Origin of the sequence: Pandoraea sp. PE-S2R-1 (assembly GCF_002179865.1) — a bacterium.
Lineage (GTDB): Bacteria > Pseudomonadota > Gammaproteobacteria > Burkholderiales > Burkholderiaceae > Pandoraea.
This window is the reverse complement of sequence record NZ_NGUR01000013.1, coordinates 283,545-300,894: the sequence shown is the minus strand read 5'-3', so window position 1 is coordinate 300,894 and position 17,350 is coordinate 283,545. Positions and strand designations below refer to the sequence as shown.

The following is a 17,350-nucleotide window of genomic DNA, read 5'->3' as shown; positions in this document are numbered from 1 at the left end:
TCGAAACGACGCGGCGGTCGGTCGTCATCGGCACGTGCCGGACGAGCACCCGCGACGCGCTCGCGCTGGCCGCGCGCCGGCGGACGTTCGCCGTAAGGCCGCTTCTCGAACGGCTTGCCGGCGCCCGCAGGCTTGCGCGGTGCTGCACCAGCACCAGTGCCAGCCGGGCCGGCCGGGCGTCGTGCGCCCCCCGTGGCTTGCGTGAAATCGTCACCCGCCGGACGCGGGCGGGAAGGCCGCGGTCCGGTGGGCTTCTTCTTCACGCCGCTGCCGTCGAGCATCGACGCCGGGACAGATTTCGTCGGACGGCGCAAAGCGCCTGACGAGCGCACCGGCGCGCGGGTCTTGTCGAGGGTTCGGGGGTGTTTGGCGCCCAGTTTGGCGCGCGGGGTATCGCTCATGGTTCCAGTGCTTCTAGTAATTCGGTCTCTACGGCGATTTGCAGACGACTGTCCTGCAAACGGCTGCCATCGAGCAGGAACGTGTCTTCGACACGCTCGCCGAGGGTATTAATGCGGGCGGTGCGCACGCTCACGCCATGACGCGCAAGCACGCGGGCAACCGCGTAAAGCAGACCGGTGCGGTCGTTGGCCGACACCGACAGCAGGTAATACTGACCGCGATCGTCCGGTCGCAGATCGACGCGCGGGGTGACCGGGAAGCTGCGCGAACGGCGCGGCAACCGGCCTTTGCTCGGCTCGGCGAGCGGCTCGACACGGGTGAGCAATGCCACCAGTTCGCTTTCCACCAGACTGATGATGTCGCGATAGCTCGTGTCGAGTCCCGGGTCCGTCAGCAAAAAGCTGTCGAGCGCGAAACCGTGACTCGTGGTGTGCACCTTGGCGTCGAGAATCGACAAACCCTTGCGCTCGAAATAGCCGCAAATGCGCGCGAACAGATCGACCTGATCGCGCACGAAGACCATCACCTGCAAGCCTTCGCCGATCGGCGACGGCCGTGCCTTGACGATCGGCGTATTGCTATCGACATGGCGCCACAGGTGCCGCGTCTGCCAAGCCACGTCCGCCGGGTCGTTGCGCAGGAAATAAGCCACGTCCAGCGTATTCCAGAGCGCCTCCTGGGCGCGCTCGGGCACCGTATAAAGCCGCAGCAGGCCGAGCGCTTCCTCCTTGCGGGTCTTCAACTGCGCGTGCGGGTCGGGGTTGGCGCCGCCCAGCACCTGCAACGTCAGACGGTACAAGTCTTCGAGCAGTTTTCCCTTCCAGGCGTTCCAGACTTTCGGGCTGGTGCCGCGAATATCGGCCACCGTGAGCAGATACAGTGCCGTCAGGCGCCGTTCATTGCCCACCTTCTCCGCAAAGCGGCGAATGACCTCCGGGTCGGTCGTGTCCTGCTTCTGCGCCACCGTGCTCATCGTCAGATGCTCGCCCACGAGCCAGACGATCAACTCGGTGTCTTCCTTGTCGATGCCGTGACGCGTGCAGAAACGTCGCGCGTCGACCATGCCCAGCGTGGAGTGATCGCCGCCACGGCCCTTCGCAATATCGTGAAAGAGCGCGGCAATCGTCAGTGCCCACGGCCGGTCGAAGTTGGCGATCAACTGGCTACAGAACGGATATTCGTGCGCATGTTCCGCCACCGCAAAGCGACGAATATTGCGCACCACCATCAGAATGTGCTGGTCGACGGTGTACACGTGGTACAGGTCGTGCTGCATCTGACCGACCACACGACGGAAATTGATCAGATAGCGGCCCAGCACGCTCGTCTGATTCATCAGGCGCAACGCATGCGTGATGCCTTGCGGTTGCTGGAGGATCGCCAGAAACGTGTGGCGATTTTCCGGATCGGCACGCCACTGCGCATTCATCAGATCGCGCGCATTGTAAAGCGCCCGCAGCGTACGTGCTGATAAACCTTTCACCCCGATGACCTGCTCGTAGAGCAGAAACGTCTCGAGAATCGCGTTCGGATGGCGCTGATACAGCTCATCGTCGACGATTTCGATCATCCCTTGCTTCTCGACGAAACGCTCGTTGATCACCCGGGTGATGCCACTGCTCTGCGGGAAGAGCCGCGCCTCGACGTTGAGCAGCAGCACGGTATTCAACTGCGAGACCGCTTTGGCCGCCCAGTAATAGCGGCGCATCAGTTGCTCGCTCGCGCGCTTGGTGCTGGTGGCCTCGAAGCCGAGGCTCTGCGCCAGCGGGGTCTGCATGTCGAAGACGAGCACGTCCTGACGGCGGCGGGCGATCAGATGCAGGCGCGCGCGCAGCCCCTTGAGAAACTGCTCGTTGCGGCGCAATTCCTTGAGTTCGCGATCGGTCAGCAGGTCGCGGGCGAACAACTCCGACCAGCTATTGCCAAGGCCGGCAGCCTTGGTCATCCACAAAATCACTTGCAGGTCGCGCAAGCCGCCCGGGCTTTCCTTGCAGTTCGGCTCGAGACTGTAGGGCGTGTCCTGATACTTCGCGTGACGCTGGCGAATCTCCAACTGCTTGCTGCGGAAAAACGCGCGCGGGTCGAGATCGGCCGAAAAGCGCTGTTCGAATTCATCGAAAAGCGCCTGATTGCCGGTGAGCAGGCGCGCTTCGAGCAGGCTCGTCTGCACGGTCACGTCGGCATGGGCTTCCGTGATGCATTCGTCCACGGTGCGCACCGACGAGCCGATTTCCAGCCCGATATCCCACAGAAAGCTGATGAACGGCTCGACGTGCGAGGTCAGCGCCTCGCCCTCGGTGTGGCGATGCAAGACGAGAATGTCGACGTCGGAGTACGGATACAGCTCGCCGCGCCCATAGCCGCCCACGGCGACGAGCGCCAGATCGTCGGGCATGGCGCAACTGGCCCATGCTTCGCGCATGGCCTGATCGACCGCCTGACAAAGGCCGTGCAACAGCACGTCGATCTTGCCGTGGGTGGCAAAGCGTTCGACGAGTTCGGCCTTACGTTCCTTGACGGCCTGACGTAGCGGAGAAGGGGCGTGCGCGCGCGCGTGCATGGCGGCTTCCTGGGCGTGGTGAAACGGGGTCAGGCTGGGCGGCCGCCTGGGGGAGGGCGGCCGGACAATTAAGACTTCAACTAGACATCAAGCTCAAGCGGCTGCGGCGTACGACGCCAGATACGCCGAACCCGGCGGCGGGGGCGGCGTCAGGGCCGAATGCGTGAGCACTTCGTGGCCGGTTTCCGTCACCAGCAGTGTGTGTTCCCATTGCGCGGACAGGCTGCGATCGCGCGTCTTGACCGTCCACTGATCGGGCATCGTGCGAATTTCGCGCTTGCCGGCGTTGATCATCGGTTCGATCGTGAAGATCATGCCGGCCTGCAATTCCAGCCCGGTGCCCGGACGGCCATAGTGCAGGATCTGCGGGTCTTCATGAAATACCTGACCGATACCGTGGCCGCAATATTCGCGCACTACGCTGTAGCCTTGGGCTTCTGCATGCGTCTGAATGGCGTGGCCGATATCGCCGAGGCGCGCACCCGGGCGCACCTGATTGATGCCGAGCCACATGCACTCGTAGGTCACCTGGGCCAGCCGCTTGGCGAGAATGGTGCCGTCGCCGACGATGAACATGCGGCTCGTATCGCCAAAATAGCCGTCCTTGATGACGGTGATGTCGATGTTGAGCGCGTCGCCGTTCTTGAGCGCCTTGTCACCCGGGATGCCGTGACAGATCACGTCATTGACCGAGATGCAGGTGGCTTTGGGGTAGGGCGGATAGCCCGGCGGCTGATAATTCAGCGGCGCGGGGACGGTGCCTTGCTCCTTGAGCATGTACTCATGGCACAGGCGGTCCAGTTCACCGGTAGTCACGCCGGCACGGACGTGCGGCGTAATGAAGTCGAGCACTTCGCTTGCCAGACGGCAGGCGACGCGCATCATTTCGACATCGTGGGCATTCTTGATGGTGATGGCCATTGGGGAATCGAACGAATCGCGTAAACAATGGCGCATTATCGCACCAACCTATGGTTTTCGCCCCCGCTTTTACCGGGGCCCGCCCCGTGCGGCGTGGATTTCCGGGCGATTTTCCGGAATCGATCCGGTGGTTCGGCGGTGCGTAGCCAAGCACTTTCCGAATTCGCCGGAGAGCCGCGCAAACCGGGGATTTACGGGATGTCACGGTAAGTTCACGCGTCGCTTGAGTGCCAGCGGGGTGCGATGCTATAATCTCGGGCTAAGTCGAGGACGAGTTGTCAATAAGCCCAAGGGTTTTCCCTTGGGATTCAATGGGTTCTGTCGGGTTTTTGGGGTGATTTCTGCCCCGCAGTGGTGCAAATCGGTTGATTCGCATCGCGTCCGAGGGAATGCCGGGTGACTCAATTCGTTATCGGCTTGGAAAACTTTGAAATCGCGGGCCGGCGCACCCAGGGTGCCCGAACTTCGCAGGCGGGTCATGCAAAGCTGTATGGCAGTCTGACGAAACGGGTACGGCAGCCGGTCTAAGACACAACCCTCACGGAGAATCACATGTCTGTCACTATGCGTCAGATGCTGGAAGCGGGCGTCCACTTTGGTCACCAAACCCGTTTCTGGAACCCCAAGATGGCCCCTTACATCTTCGGCCATCGCAACAAGATCCACATCATCAACCTCGAAAAGACGTTGCCGATGTACCAGGACGCGCTGAAGTACGTGCGCCAACTGGCTGCAAACCGCGGCACGATCCTCTTCGTGGGCACCAAGCGTCAAGCGCGTGAAATCGTGGCGGAAGCCGCAGGCCGCGCTGGCCAGCCGTTCGTCAACAACCGTTGGCTGGGTGGCATGCTGACGAACTTCAAGACCCTGAAGTCGTCGATCAAGAAGCTGAAGGACATGGAGCAGGCGCTGGAAGCCGGCGAACAAGAGCGCATGAGCAAGAAGGAAGCGCTGCTGTTCGATCGCGAAATGGCCAAGCTGCAAAAGTCGATCGGCGGCGTGAAGGAAATGGGCGGTATGCCCGACGCCATCTTCGTGGTCGACGTCGGTTACCACAAGATTGCCATCACCGAAGCCAACAAGCTGGGCATTCCGGTGATCGCCGTGGTTGACACGAACCACTCGCCGGAAGGTGTGGATTATGTCATCCCGGGTAACGACGATTCGAGCAAGGCTGTCGAACTGTACGTGCAAGGCGTTGCTGACGCGATCCTCGAAGGCCGTGCAAACGCCGTCAAGGAAGTCGTCGAAGCCGTGCGCGGCGAAGGCGACGACTTCGTCGAAGTGAACGAAGAGGCGTAAGCGGCCACCGCTGCGTAACAAAAGGGGCTGCTTGTGGCGCCCCTTTTTTTTAGTCCGATTTCCCCGCGTCGGGTGCGCGGGGCGCCTGGGCAGGGCAGTGCGGCCGCCTGGGTGCCATCCGCCCGACTGATTCGATAGACAGGAGTAACGATATGCCGGCAATTACTGCAGCGATGGTGGGCGAACTGCGCGCCAAGACCGATGCGCCGATGATGGAATGCAAGAAGGCATTGACCGAAGCCGATGGCGACATGGTCCGTGCCGAAGAAATCCTGCGTGTCAAGCTGGGCAGCAAGGCCAGCAAGGCCGCCAGCCGTATCACGGCTGAAGGCGTGATCGCAGCCTACATCGACGGCGGCAAGGGTGCCGTGGTCGAAATCAACTGCGAAACCGACTTCGTTTCGAAGAACGACGACTTCCTGAAGTTTGCCAACGACGTGGCCAAGCTCGTCGCTGACAACAACCCGGCTGACGTGGCTGCCCTGGCAGCACTGCCGCTCGACGGCAAGACCGTTGAGCAGATCCGTGCTGACCTGATCGGCAAGATCGGCGAAAACATGACCATCCGCCGCTTCCAGCGTTATGAAACAGCTGGCAAGCTGGCCGCGTACCTGCATGGCACGCGTATCGGCGTGGTCGTCGAGTTCGACGGTGCCGACGCTGAAGTGGGCAAGAACGTGGCAATGCACATCGCCGCCATGAAGCCGGTGTCGGTGTCGGCAGACCAAGTGTCGGCCGACCTGATCGAGAAGGAGCGCAGCGTCGCTTCGCAGAAGGCTGCCGAATCGGGCAAGCCGGCTGAAATCGTCGCGAAGATGGTGGAAGGCAGCGTGCAGAAGTTCCTGAAGGAAGTTTCGCTGCTGAACCAGGCTTACGTGAAGGACGACAAGTCGAGCGTCGAGCAAATGCTCAAGGCCAACAACACGACGGTGAAGGGCTTCACCATGTTCGTGGTCGGCGAAGGCATCGAGAAGAAGCAAGACGACTTTGCAGCAGAAGTGGCAGCACAAGTGGCCGCCGCCAAGCAGTCGTAATTCGCGCAGTACCGTAGTATCCGGGGGCGGCGGTGCCGTCCCCGTTGTTTCATCCAGAATACCCACACTGCCAGACCAGACTTCTTAGGGACCGCCATGTCTACTCCTTATAAACGCGTACTTCTCAAGCTCTCTGGTGAAGCCCTCATGGGTGACGATGCATTCGGCATCAACCGTTCGACGATTGAGCGGATGGTGGCCGATATTGCCGAAGTCGTTCGCCTGGGCGTGCAACTGGCTGTCGTGATCGGCGGCGGTAACATCTTCCGTGGTGTGGCAGGCGGTGCCGCCGGTATGGACCGTGCAACGGCCGACTACATGGGCATGCTGGCCACCATGATGAACGCCTTGGCGTTGCAGGACGCCATGCGTCACGCCGGTATCGAAGCGCGTGTGCAATCCGCGCTGCGCATGGATCAGGTGGTGGAGCCGTATATCCGCCCCCGCGCGATCCGTCAGTTGGAAGAAGGTAAAGTTGTGATCTTCGCCGCCGGTACGGGCAACCCGTTCTTCACGACCGACACGGCCGCAGCGCTGCGCGGTTCGGAAGTCGGTGCCGAAGTCGTCCTCAAGGCTACGAAGGTCGACGGCGTGTACTCGGCCGATCCGAAGAAGGATCCGGACGCCGTCAAGTACTCGACCATCAGCTTCGATGAAGCCATCTCGAAGAACTTGCAGGTCATGGATGCCACCGCTTTCGCGCTGTGCCGCGATCAGAAGATGCCGGTGCGCGTTTTCTCGATCGTGAAGCCGGGCGCGCTCAAGCACGTCATCCTGGGCGAAGACGAGGGAACGCTCGTCCACGTTTGAGTTCAAATTGCGGCGTCGGCGCGCATTGGCGTGCCGACGCCGTATCATTTACGTTTGTTTGCGTATCAATTCTAGGTTTGGAGGTTGTCATGACCGTTGCTGACATCACGAAGAATGCCGAGCAAAAGATGCAGAGCTCGATCGAATCGTTCAAGGGCAACCTTGCGAAGATTCGTACCGGACGCGCGCATACCGGTCTGCTTGACCACGTGCAGGTCGACTACTACGGCTCGATGGTGCCCATCTCGCAAGTCGCCAACGTGACGCTCGTCGACGGCCGCACGATCGGTGTGCAGCCGTGGGAAAAGAAGATGGTCGGTGTGGTCGAAAAGGCCATTCGCGACGCCGATCTCGGCCTGAACCCGGCCACGCAAGGCGATCTGATTCGCGTGCCGATGCCCATGCTGACCGAAGAGCGTCGCCGTGAGCTGACCAAGCTGGTCAAGTCGGAAGGCGAAAACGCCAAGGTTGCCGTGCGTAACCTGCGCCGTGACGCCAACGAGCAGCTCAAGAAGCTCGTGAAAGAAAAGGAAGCCTCGGAAGACGACGAGCGCCGTGGCAGCGATGTCGTTCAGAAGCTGACGGACAAGTCCGTCGTCGAGATCGACGAGCTGGTTCAGCAGAAGGACGCCGAGATCATGAAGGTGTGAGTGCGCAAGCACTCAACGCCTGATTCCTCGCCGACCTACGCCCTGACTCCCGCGCCGTATCTCAATGGGTTTTCTCAGCTCCACGCTTACTGTTCCTGAAACAGCAAGTATTCCGCGCCACGTTGCCATCGTCATGGATGGCAACGGGCGTTGGGCTACCAGTCGTAAATTGCCGCGCGTTGCAGGGCATAAGCGCGGCGTCGATGCCGTGCGCGAGGCCGTGACGGCCTGCGCCGAACTCGGTGTCGAGTACCTGACGTTGTTCGCGTTCAGTTCCGAGAACTGGCGTCGTCCGCAGGACGAGGTCTCGACGCTGATGCAGTTGTTCATCCTCGCGCTCGAGCGTGAGGTGGGCAAGTTGCATAGCAATGGCATTCGCCTGCGCGTCATCGGTGCACTTGAAGCCTTCGAGCCACGCATCCAGGAACTGGTGCGCCGCGCCGAAGCACGCACGAAAGACAACAAGGGCCTCACGCTCACCATTGCCGCCAACTACGGTGGCCGGTGGGACATCCTGCAAGCTGCGCAGAAGCTCGCTGCCGAGCGTGTGGCGCAGGGCGGGGCCGCCGGACTCGAGACATCGTTCTCCGAAGACGAGCTCGCGCCGTACCTGAGCATGGCTTACGCACCGGAGCCGGATCTGTTCATCCGCACCGGTGGCGATCAGCGCGTCAGTAATTTTCTGCTTTGGCAACTGGCGTACACTGAACTGTATTTCACCGAAGAATTCTGGCCGGACTTCAACGCCGATACGCTTAAACGCGCGGTTGCCGAGTTTCAGCAACGTGAGCGACGCTTTGGCCGTACCAGCGCGCAAGTCCAGAACCCCTCGGGACACTCCGCCTGATGCTCAAGACACGCGTTATTACCGCTGTCGTACTCCTTGCCATTCTCTTGCCTGTGATCTTCGTCGGTACGCCGGCGCAGTTTGCATTGCTCGCCGCCGTGATTGTTGCCGCGGCGGGTTGGGAATGGGGCCGCCTGGTCGGCCTGAACGGCACCGGCGCGGTGTTTTATGGCGCGCTCGCCTTGCTTGGCGTGGGCATGACGTGGGCGGGCGGCTGGACGCTCACGCATATCTGGCTCAAGCCTGCCGCCATTTTCTGGGTGCTCGCCGGTCCCTTCACGCTGTTGCGCAAACCGGCAACGAAAGGCGCATGGCGCGGGCTGTTGCTCGTTGCCGGCCCGGTGTTGCTGATTGCCGCATGGCAGGCGTTGTGTCTGGCGCGTGAGCAAGGCGTGGCATTCCTGCTGTCGGTGCTCGTCATCGTCTGGCTTGCCGATACCGGTGCATATTTTGCCGGACGCGCGTTCGGGCGGCGCAAGCTGGCCCCGTCGATCAGTCCCGGCAAGTCGTGGGAAGGGGCCATCGGCGGCTGGCTGCTGGTGCTGGTCGTGGCGGGCGTTGTGCTCGCGAGCGGCCTTCAGGCACCGACCATTGTTTCGCATCTCGCCAACACGCTCGGCCTTGGGCTTGGCGTGATCGCGCTCACGGTGCTGGTGGCCTTCTCGGTCGTCGGCGACCTGTTCGAATCTCAACTCAAACGGCAAGCCGGCGTGAAGGATTCCAGCGCGCTGCTGCCCGGCCACGGAGGCGTGCTCGATCGCATCGATGCGTTGCTTCCGGTGCTGCCACTGGCTCTGCTCTTCGTCTGATCATGTCGCAACGTCTCGTCATTCTTGGCTCCACCGGCTCCATCGGCGTCAGCACGCTCGATGTCGTGGGCCGTCATCCCGATCGCTTCTCCGTCTACGCGCTGACGGCGCACCGCAACCTCGACCGCTTGTTCGAGCAGTGCGTCGCGCACCGCCCGCAGGTTGCTGTGGTGGCGGACGCCGACGGTGCCCGCCAGATTGCGGCGCGTCTGGCGGATGCCGGACTGAAGATCGAAGTGACCTACGGTCCGCAAGCGCTGATCGATGTGGCCGAAGCGGCCGAAGCCACCATGGTCGTCGCGGCCATCGTGGGCGCTGCCGGTCTGCAATCGACGCTGGCTGCGGCGCGCGCCGGCAAGCGCATTCTGCTGGCGAACAAGGAGTCGCTGGTGCTCTCCGGGGCGCTGTTCATGGCGACGGCCGAGCGCGCCGGCGCCACATTGCTGCCGCTCGACAGTGAGCACAACGCTATTTTCCAGTGCCTGCCGCAAGTGGCCGGCGAGAACCGCATTTCCACGCGTGGCGTGGAGAAGCTGGTGCTGACGGCTTCCGGTGGCCCGTTCCGTGAACGCGAACTGGCATCGCTCGACAATGTGACGCCGGATGAAGCCTGCGCCCACCCGAACTGGGTGATGGGCCGGAAGATTTCGGTCGACTCGGCCAGCATGATGAACAAGGGTCTCGAAGTGATCGAGGCGCACTGGTTGTTCAACATGCCGCCCGAGCGTATCGAAGTGCTGATTCATCCGCAGAGCGTGATCCATTCGATGGTCACCTATACGGATGGCTCGACGCTCGCGCAGCTTGGTAACCCCGACATGCGCACGCCGATTGCTCACGCGCTGGCGTTCCCGGATCGCGTGACGTCGGGTGTCGCGGGGTTGAATCTCGCCGATATCGGCAAGCTGACGTTCGAAGCGCCGGACCTGCGCCGCTTCCCATGCCTGCGCCTCGCGTTCGAAACGCTGCATCGCGGCGGCACGGCCGGTGCGTTGCTCAACGCGGCCAACGAAATCGCCGTCGCTGCTTTCCTTGAAGGCCGCATTCGCTTCACGGCGATCTCGCAAGTTGTCGAGCACGTGCTCGACAGCGAGGCCGTGGGTGAAGCGTCGTCGCTCGACGTCGTGCTCGAAGCCGACCGCCGTGCCCGTGAACTGGCAACGGCCTATGTGGCCAAACTGCCGGCACCGGCGTCGTCATGACGCTGTTTTCCCTGTTGTCGTAATACCACCGCGGCCCGATCTCGCTCATGACCCTGCTCACCACGTTGCTCGCCTTCGCCGTCGCCATTGGTGTGCTGGTGGTATTCCATGAGTTGGGGCACTACACGGTCGCGCGGCTGTGCGGTGTGAAGGTGCTTCGATTCTCGGTGGGCTTTGGTGCGCCGCTCATCAAGTGGACGATGGGGCGGGACCGCACCGAATGGACGCTTTGCGCGCTGCCGCTCGGCGGCTACGTGCGGATGCTCGACGAACGCGACGAGACGCAGGTTGTCGCTCCCGAGGACCTGCCGCGCGCGTTCAACCGTCAGTCGGTCTACAAGCGCTTCGCCATTGTCGCGGCGGGGCCGGTCGCCAATTTCCTGCTTGCCATTGCGCTTTACGCCGGTCTGAATCTCGCGGGCGTGACGGAGCCGGTCGCGCGCGTGGCCGCCCCGGCGGCAGGCACGCTGGCGGCGCGCGCCGGTCTGGCGGGCGGCGAACTCATTACCGGTGTTCGCGAGAACGGCAATAGCCCGGACGAAGCCGTGGGCGACGAAAGCCCGGTGCGCTCCTGGGAAGATTTGCGCTGGCGTCTGGTCGATCCGATGATCGACGGACAACGTGTCACGCTCGTGGCACGCACACGTGACGGCCGGGCGGAATACACGCTGGACGCTGCCGGGCAGCATTTCGATGCCGACAGCGAGCAGGACTTCATGCAGCGTCTGGGGCTGGTGCCATCGGCGCGCATCAAAGTGGGGCAACTGTTGCCTGATGGCGCGGCTGGCAAGGCCGGCCTGCGCGTGGGCGACGAGATCACGGCCGTCGACGGTAGCCCGATTGCCTCGGCGAAGGCGTTCGTCGACGCCGTGCGGGCGCACCCCGGCAAGCCGATGACACTGACGATTCGCCGCAATGGGGCAGGGGCGACACAGGACGTGACGCTGACGCCGAGCGCCGAAGTCGACGCCGAGCAGGCGGGCGGGGCGCGCGTGGGCAAGATCGGTGCGGCGCTGGCGAGCCAGGTCGACACCGTCACGGTGCGTTACGGACTGTTCGAAGCGGTCGGGCGCGGTGCGCAGCGCACGTGGGATGTCACGGCGTTCAGCGTGCGGATGTTCGGCAAGATGATCACGGGTCAGGCCTCGCTCAAGAATTTGAGCGGCCCGGTCACGATTGCGGATTATGCGGGTCGATCGGCGCGTCTCGGCCTCGATTATTTCGTAGCCTTTCTGGCCCTTGTCAGCATCAGCCTGGGCGTATTGAATCTGCTACCGATTCCGGTTTTGGACGGTGGCTATCTGTTATATTATGCGGTCGAAGCGATTACCGGTCGGGCAGTCTCCGAGCGGTGGCAGGGCGCGCTGCAACGAGTGGGCATCGTTTGCATCCTTGCGCTCTCTGCCGTAGCACTTTTCAATGACCTGTCGAAATTGTTGCACTAGGGTGATTCTTCCGCCCTGACAGCGTCACGTGCCTGCCGGTCGCAGGCAAATCCGAGTTTTTCACGATTCAATTGTTTCTTGGGGAAGCAAGTTGTCGAATAAATACCACCTTGTTCCGAAGACCCTGGTGATTGCGGTTCTGGCGGCACACAGTTTCCTGGCACGCGCCGTCGAGCCGTTTGTGGTCAAGGATATCCGAGTGGAGGGCTTGCAGCGTATTGAACCCGGCACCGTGTTCTCTTACTTGCCGGTCAAGCCGGGCGACAAGTTCAACGACGATAAGGGCACCGAAGCAATTCGTGCCCTTTATGCCACGGGCCTGTTCTCGGACGTGAGCGTTGAGGCGCAAGGCAGCGTGCTGGTGGTGCACGTCAATGAGCGTCCCGCCATTGCAACGATCGACTTCCTCGGCATCAAGGAATTCGACAAGGACGGTCTGAAGAAGGCACTGCGCTCGGTCGGTCTGACCGAAGGCCGCACCTTCGACCGCAACTTGCTCGACAAGTCGGAACAGGAACTCAAGCGTCAATACCTTACGCGCGGTTACTACGCTGCCGAGGTGAAGACGACGATTACGCCGCTCGAACGCAATCGCGTGGGCATCCAGTTTGCCGTGACCGAAGGCCCCAAGGCGACGATCCAGCAGATCAATTTTGTCGGCAACAAGGCCTTCTCGACGTCGGACCTTCAGGCCGAAATGGAACTGGGCACGCCGAACTGGCTGTCGTGGTACTCGAAGAACGATCTGTATTCGAAAGACAAGCTCACGGGCGATCTGGAAAAGCTGCGTTCGTTCTACCTGAACCGTGGCTATCTCGAATTTAACATCGACTCCACCGACGTCTCGATCACGCCGGACAAGGACGAGATGTACCTGACGATCAACCTGCACGAAGGCGAGCCGTACAAGGTCTCGGACGTCAAGCTCACCGGCGAAATGCTCGGCAAGCAGGACGACGTGCAGAAGCTCGTGCAACTCAAGGCCGGCGATACGTTCTCGGCTGCCAAGCTGCAAGCCAGCACGAAAGCGATCTCGGACCTGCTCGGCAACTACGGCTTCGCGTTCGCCAACGTGAACGCCCAGCCGACCATCGATCGTAACAACCACACCGTGGCGCTGACGCTGACGATTGATCCGGGCCGCCGTGTGTACGTGCGCAAGATCAACATCGTGGGCAACTCGCGCACGCGCGACGAAGTGATTCGCCGCGAACTGCGCCAGTTGGAAAGCTCGTGGTACGACGCCGACCGCCTGAAGCTCTCGCAAGACCGTATCAACCGTCTGGGCTACTTCACCGACGTGAACGTGACGACCGAGCCGGTGGCTGGTTCGAACGACCAGGTCGACCTTCAGGTGAAGGTGGAAGAAAAGCCGACCGGTACGATCAACGTCGGTGCCGGCTTCTCGTCGACCGACAAGGTCGTGCTGCAAGCGGGTATCAGCCAGGACAACGTGTTCGGTTCGGGTACGTCGCTGTCGGTGAACGTGAATACCGGTAAGACCTACCGTACGTTGGCCGTGACGCAGGTCGATCCGTACTTCACCGTCGACGGCGTGAGCCGTATTACCGACGTGTACTACCGTACGTATCAGCCGCTGCTGCTCACGAGCGACTCCGATTTCCGTATCAACACGCTGGGCGGCAACCTGAAGTTCGGTGTGCCGTTCTCGGAAGTCGATACCGTGTTCTTCGGCATCGGTTTCGAACAGACGCGTCTGCACCTGACCAGCGACGGCACGACGCCGCAACGCTACATCGACTACGCGAACCAGTTCGGTTACGTCAGCAACAACTACCCGCTGACGGTGGGTTGGTCGCGCGACTCGCGTGACAGCGCGCTGATCCCGAATCGCGGTCACTATCAACAGGCCAACATCGAAGTTGGTACGCCGATCGGGACGACCAAGTACTTCCGTGCGTACTACCAGCACCAGTACTACTACCCGGTGAGCCGCGGCTTCACGCTGGCACTGAATGGTGAAGTGGGCTACGGCCACGGGATGGGCGGTCAGCCGTTCCCGATTTTCAAGAACTACTTCGCCGGCGGTATCGGCTCGGTGCGTGGTTTTGAACCGAGCTCGCTGGGCCCGAAGGACACCAACGGCGAACCGTTGGGTGGTGCGTCGAAGCTGATCGGTAACATCGAACTGACGTTCCCGCTGCCGGGCACCGGTTATGACCGTACGCTGCGTATCTTCACGTTCATGGACGGCGGTAACGTGTTCGATAACGGCCAGGCGATTACGCTGAATAACCTGCGCTATTCTTACGGTTTCGGCCTGTCGTGGATTTCGCCGATTGGCCCGCTCAAGCTCTCGATGGGCTTCCCGCTCGTCAAGAAGACGGGCGACCAGTATCAGAAATTCCAGTTCCAGGTCGGTACGTCGTTCTAACGACGGCACATCGACCGGTTCCGAATGTTTCATCGTTGTAAGGGGTAATACATTGAACGGTATCCGTAAGCATTGCCTGCGCGGCGTGGCCGCGGCGTTGCTGGCTGGTGCGGCATTTGCCGCTTCGGCTCAGGATGCGCGCATCGCCGCTGTCAATTCGGATCGCATCTTGCGCGATTCAGCACCGGCCAAGGCCGCACAAGCCAAGCTCGAAGCCGAGTTCTCCAAGCGAGATCAGGACCTTCAGGCCATGGCTGCACGCCTCAAGGCGATGTCGGACAAGCTCGACAAGGACAACGCCACGTTGTCCGACGCCGAGCGCGCCAAGCGTCAACGCGATCTGGCCGCGGCCGACACGGAATTCCAGCGCAAGCAGCGCGAATTCCGTGAAGACTTGAACCAGCGTCGCAATGAAGAACTCGCGGCCGTGCTCGATCGCGCAAACCGCGTGATCAAGTCGATTGCCGAGGCGGAAAAGTACGATCTGATCGTGCAAGAAGCGGTCTACGTGAGCCCGCGCATCGATATCACTGACAAGGTGCTCAAGACGCTGAACGCAAGTTCGGGCAACGGCACCGCTGGCGGCAAGTGACGGGGGCGCGCTCCATGTCGGTCTCGCTCGCTCAGTTGGTTGCCCGCTTCGGTGGCACGCTCGTCGGCAACGCCGAGGTCGCCGTCGAAGGTCTGGCGCCGCTCGATCGTGCCGGCGCGCGTGAACTCGCGTTTCTGTCCAATCCGAAATATCTCGCCGAAGTGCCCGATTCGGGCGCGGCGGCCGTGATTCTCTCCCAAGCCGATTTCGACAAACTGCCGTCGCACGACGGCCGTGCGTGGATCATCGCGCCCAACCCGTATGCGTACTTTGCACGGGTTGCGCAGATGTTCGCCGACGCTGCCACGCCGGCGCCGGTCGCAGGCATTCACCCGAGCGCTGTGGTCGATGCGACGGCGGTGGTACCGGCGTCGTGCGTGATCGGCCCGAACGTGGTGATCGAAGCCGGCGTTCGCCTTGGCGAGCGTGTGCAACTGGTGGCGAACGTGTTTGTCGGCCGTGGCACGACGCTGGGCGACGACGTGTATGTGTATCCGAATGCGACGCTGTACCACACGAGCGTGATCGGTGCGCGCTGCGTGATTCACGCGGGTGCGGTGATCGGTTCCGACGGTTTCGGTTTTGCTCCCGACTTTTCCGCCGCAGGCGGGGAGTGGGTGAAGATTCCGCAAGTCGGCCGGGCAGTGATCGAAGACGACGTTGAGATTGGCGCGTCGACCTCGATCGACCGCGGTGCAATGGCGGATACGGTGATCGAGCGCGGTTGCAAGATCGACAATCAAGTACAGATCGCGCACAACGTGCGGGTCGGTGCCTATACCGTCATCGCCGCCTGCACGGGCATTGCCGGCAGCAGTACCATCGGGAAGTTCTGTATGTTGGGCGGGGCCGTCGGCGTAGCGGGCCATGTGACCATCGGCGATCGTGTCATCGTCACGGCCAAATCGGGCGTGTCGAAGTCGATTCCGGGGCCGGGTACCTACACCAGCGCGTTTCCGGCAATTCCGAACGCCGAATGGAATAAAAACGCGGCGATCATGCGCAATCTGGACAAGATGCGCGACCGCGTGCGTCAACTTGAAGCGAAGGTCAAGGACCTGCAAGACAAATGAGCGAGACCAATACCAATATCGTCGACGTCAGCAAGCTCGACATCCATAAGATCATGAAGCTGTTGCCCCATCGCTATCCGATGCTGATGGTGGACCGCGTGATCGCTCTCGAGCCGCACAAGAACATCAAGGTCATCAAGAACGTCACGATCAACGAGCCGTACTTCACGGGGCACTATCCGCAGCGCCCGGTGATGCCGGGCGTGCTGATCGTCGAAGCGCTGGCCCAGGCCGCGGCGCTGCTCACGTTCTCGGAAGAAGCCGTGCATGACGAGAACACGCTCTACTATTTCGTGGGTATCGAGAACGTTCGCTTCCGGCGTCCGGTCGAACCGGGTGACCAGCTCGTGCTCGACGTCGACTTCGTGAAGCACAAGCGTTCCATCTACTGGTTCAAGGGGCAGGCACTCGTTGATGGCAATGTTGCCGCCGAGGCCGAGTTTACGTGCATGGTCAAGAAGAACGGCGAATAACCGGAACCGAGACGTCCATGACGAATATTCATCCCACCGCAGTTGTCGATCCCAAGGCGCAACTGGCTGACGACGTTGTCGTCGGTCCGTACGCCATCGTCGGGCCGAACGTGACGATCGGTGCGGGCTCGCAGATCCTGTCGCACACGGTCATCGACGGTCACACGACGCTGGGCGAGGGCAACAAGATCGGCCCGTTCGCGTCGATTGGCGGCACGCCGCAAGACATGAAATACGCTGGCGAGCCCACCCGGCTCGTGATCGGCGATCGCAACACGATTCGCGAGTTCACGACCATCCACACCGGTACGGTGCAGGACGGCGGCCTGACCAGCGTCGGTAACGACAACTGGATCATGGCTTACGTGCATATCGCGCACGATTGCCACGTGGCCAATCACACGGTGTTCTCGAGCAATGCGCAGTTGGCAGGGCACGTCCACGTTGGCGATTGGGCCATCATCGGCGGCATGACCGGCGTGCATCAGTTCGTGCGCATCGGTGCGCATTCGATGGTCGGTGGCGCGTCTGTCCTCGTGCAGGACGTGCCGCCGTTCGTGATCGCCTCGGGTGACCGCGCAGTGCCGTACGGCATCAACGTCGAAGGGCTGCGTCGCCGTGGCTTCTCCGCCGATGCGATCAAGGCGTTGCGCGATGCGTACAAGCTGCTCTACAAGAGTGGCCTGACGCTCGACGAAGCCAAGGCGCAGATCGACGCATTCGACAAGGCCAACTCGGCGGCTGCATCCGCCACCGAAGCTGCCGACGTTCACGGCTCGGTGCTTGCACTGCTCGACTTCCTCAATACCAGCACGCGCGGTATCGTGCGCTGACC

15 protein-coding genes and 1 pseudogene are annotated in these 17,350 nt (G+C 61.9%); 13 read left to right on the top strand and 3 right to left on the bottom strand.

The window, feature by feature from the left end:
* The 3 genes and pseudogenes from CDV44_RS17265 to map form a co-directional block, all read right to left on the bottom strand.
* Positions 1-401 (bottom strand): annotated as a pseudogene (locus CDV44_RS17265) (hypothetical protein); the annotation flags it as partial.
* Positions 398-2,962, bottom strand: a complete 2,565-nt coding sequence (locus CDV44_RS17260; protein WP_087689107.1) for a [protein-PII] uridylyltransferase — start codon at positions 2,960-2,962, stop codon at positions 398-400. The pseudogene CDV44_RS17265 and the gene CDV44_RS17260, both read right to left, overlap by 4 nt.
* A 93-nt stretch (positions 2,963-3,055) precedes the next feature.
* Positions 3,056-3,919 carry a type I methionyl aminopeptidase gene (map, locus tag CDV44_RS17255; RefSeq protein ID WP_087689106.1) on the bottom strand — a complete coding sequence of 288 codons (864 nt, stop codon included), beginning with the start codon at positions 3,917-3,919 and terminating at the stop codon, positions 3,056-3,058.
* Positions 3,920-4,435: 516 nt separating this feature from the next.
* Between map and rpsB the strand changes: the two genes are divergently transcribed.
* From rpsB to lpxA, 13 genes are all read left to right on the top strand, one after another.
* On the top strand, positions 4,436-5,185 hold the full coding sequence (rpsB, locus tag CDV44_RS17250) for a 30S ribosomal protein S2 (protein WP_058378981.1): 750 nt from the start codon (positions 4,436-4,438) through the stop codon (positions 5,183-5,185).
* Between the two features lie 152 nt (positions 5,186-5,337).
* Positions 5,338-6,219, top strand: a complete 882-nt coding sequence (gene tsf / locus CDV44_RS17245) for a translation elongation factor Ts (protein ID WP_087689105.1) — start codon at positions 5,338-5,340, stop codon at positions 6,217-6,219.
* 96 nt (positions 6,220-6,315) lie between these two features.
* Complete coding sequence (gene pyrH, locus CDV44_RS17240) at positions 6,316-7,029, top strand: UMP kinase (protein ID WP_058378979.1); 714 nt, start codon at positions 6,316-6,318, stop codon at positions 7,027-7,029.
* 89 nt (positions 7,030-7,118) lie between these two features.
* Positions 7,119-7,679 (top strand): ribosome recycling factor, encoded by a 561-nt coding sequence (gene frr, locus CDV44_RS17235; protein WP_058378978.1) that lies wholly within the window; start codon positions 7,119-7,121, stop codon positions 7,677-7,679.
* A gap of 64 nt (positions 7,680-7,743) precedes the next feature.
* Positions 7,744-8,526: a polyprenyl diphosphate synthase gene (gene uppS, locus CDV44_RS17230; protein WP_087689104.1), complete on the top strand. Its 783-nt coding sequence runs from the start codon at positions 7,744-7,746 to the stop codon at positions 8,524-8,526.
* Positions 8,526-9,335: a phosphatidate cytidylyltransferase gene (locus tag CDV44_RS17225; protein WP_058378976.1), complete on the top strand. Its 810-nt coding sequence runs from the start codon at positions 8,526-8,528 to the stop codon at positions 9,333-9,335. Before uppS ends, CDV44_RS17225 begins: the two co-directional genes overlap by 1 nt.
* 2 nt (positions 9,336-9,337) lie before the next feature.
* Positions 9,338-10,537: a 1-deoxy-D-xylulose-5-phosphate reductoisomerase gene (gene ispC / locus CDV44_RS17220; protein WP_087689103.1), complete on the top strand. Its 1,200-nt coding sequence runs from the start codon at positions 9,338-9,340 to the stop codon at positions 10,535-10,537.
* Between the two features lie 47 nt (positions 10,538-10,584).
* Complete coding sequence (gene rseP, locus CDV44_RS17215) at positions 10,585-11,982, top strand: RIP metalloprotease RseP (RefSeq protein ID WP_087689102.1); 1,398 nt, start codon at positions 10,585-10,587, stop codon at positions 11,980-11,982.
* Positions 11,983-12,073: 91 nt separating this feature from the next.
* Complete coding sequence (gene bamA, locus CDV44_RS17210) at positions 12,074-14,377, top strand: outer membrane protein assembly factor BamA (protein WP_170936025.1); 2,304 nt, start codon at positions 12,074-12,076, stop codon at positions 14,375-14,377.
* Between the two features lie 52 nt (positions 14,378-14,429).
* On the top strand, positions 14,430-14,969 hold the full coding sequence (locus tag CDV44_RS17205) for an OmpH family outer membrane protein (RefSeq protein ID WP_058378972.1): 540 nt from the start codon (positions 14,430-14,432) through the stop codon (positions 14,967-14,969).
* A 14-nt stretch (positions 14,970-14,983) separates the two neighbouring features.
* A complete protein-coding gene (gene lpxD / locus CDV44_RS17200; protein ID WP_087689100.1) occupies positions 14,984-16,042 on the top strand; it encodes a UDP-3-O-(3-hydroxymyristoyl)glucosamine N-acyltransferase in 1,059 nt (352 codons plus the stop codon).
* Positions 16,039-16,515, top strand: coding sequence for a 3-hydroxyacyl-ACP dehydratase FabZ (gene fabZ, locus CDV44_RS17195; protein WP_058378970.1), 477 nt, complete (start codon positions 16,039-16,041; stop codon positions 16,513-16,515). The genes lpxD and fabZ overlap by 4 nt, the downstream gene beginning before the upstream one ends.
* A 17-nt stretch (positions 16,516-16,532) precedes the next feature.
* Positions 16,533-17,348 carry an acyl-ACP--UDP-N-acetylglucosamine O-acyltransferase gene (gene lpxA, locus CDV44_RS17190; protein WP_087689099.1) on the top strand — a complete coding sequence of 272 codons (816 nt, stop codon included), beginning with the start codon at positions 16,533-16,535 and terminating at the stop codon, positions 17,346-17,348.
* Positions 17,349-17,350 lie beyond the last annotated feature (2 nt).